This is a genomic window from Psychrobacter sp. 1Y4 (assembly GCF_051847555.1).
Window position 1 is genome coordinate 1 of the sequence record NZ_JBPYDE010000441.1, and the last position, 763, is coordinate 763.

1 protein-coding gene is annotated in these 763 nt (G+C 48.1%); it reads left to right on the plus strand.

Annotated elements, in window-relative coordinates; all coding sequences use genetic code 11:
- A partial coding sequence (locus ACS8FC_RS16835) for an AAA family ATPase (RefSeq protein WP_439297629.1) occupies positions 1-763 on the plus strand: 763 nt, incomplete at both ends.

Here is a 763-nt window from a genome sequence, read left to right on the forward strand (position 1 = left end):
TTGAACTTGGCAGATCGTCAGGCGCAAAAAGAAGGCGATGATTTTATTGCGACTGAATGGGTCATGTTGGCACTCGCCGAACAAGGCGAAACCAAAAAAATATTTGAAAGTGCAGGCGTGACAGCAAGCAAGCTCAGAGAGGTCATTGAGCAGCTGCGTGGTGATGATACGGTAAATAACCAAAATGCCGAAGATCAGCGTGATGCACTCAATAAGTACACAATCAACCTGACTGAACAAGCAGAGCTTGGCAAGCTAGATCCAGTCATTGGTCGTGACGAAGAGATCCGCCGTACTATTCAAGTACTATCACGCCGTACTAAGAACAACCCTGTACTCATTGGTGAGCCGGGCGTTGGTAAAACCGCTATCGTCGAAGGCTTGGCACAAAAAATCATCAATGGCGATGTGCCAGAAGGTCTGCGCCGCAAAGAAGTGCTGTCATTAGATTTGGGCGCGCTCATTGCAGGGGCAAAATTCCGCGGTGAGTTCGAAGAGCGCCTCAAAAGCGTATTGAGTGATTTGGCCAAACAAGAAGGTAATGTCATCTTGTTCATTGATGAGCTGCATACGATGGTTGGTGCGGGTAAATCTGAAGGTGCGATGGATGCAGGTAATATGCTAAAACCTGCACTGGCACGCGGTGAGCTACACTGCGTTGGAGCGACGACGCTTGATGAATACCGAAAGTACATTGAAAAAGATGCTGCACTTGAGCGCCGTTTTCAAAAGGTTTTGGTCGATGAGCCAACGGTCGAAGATA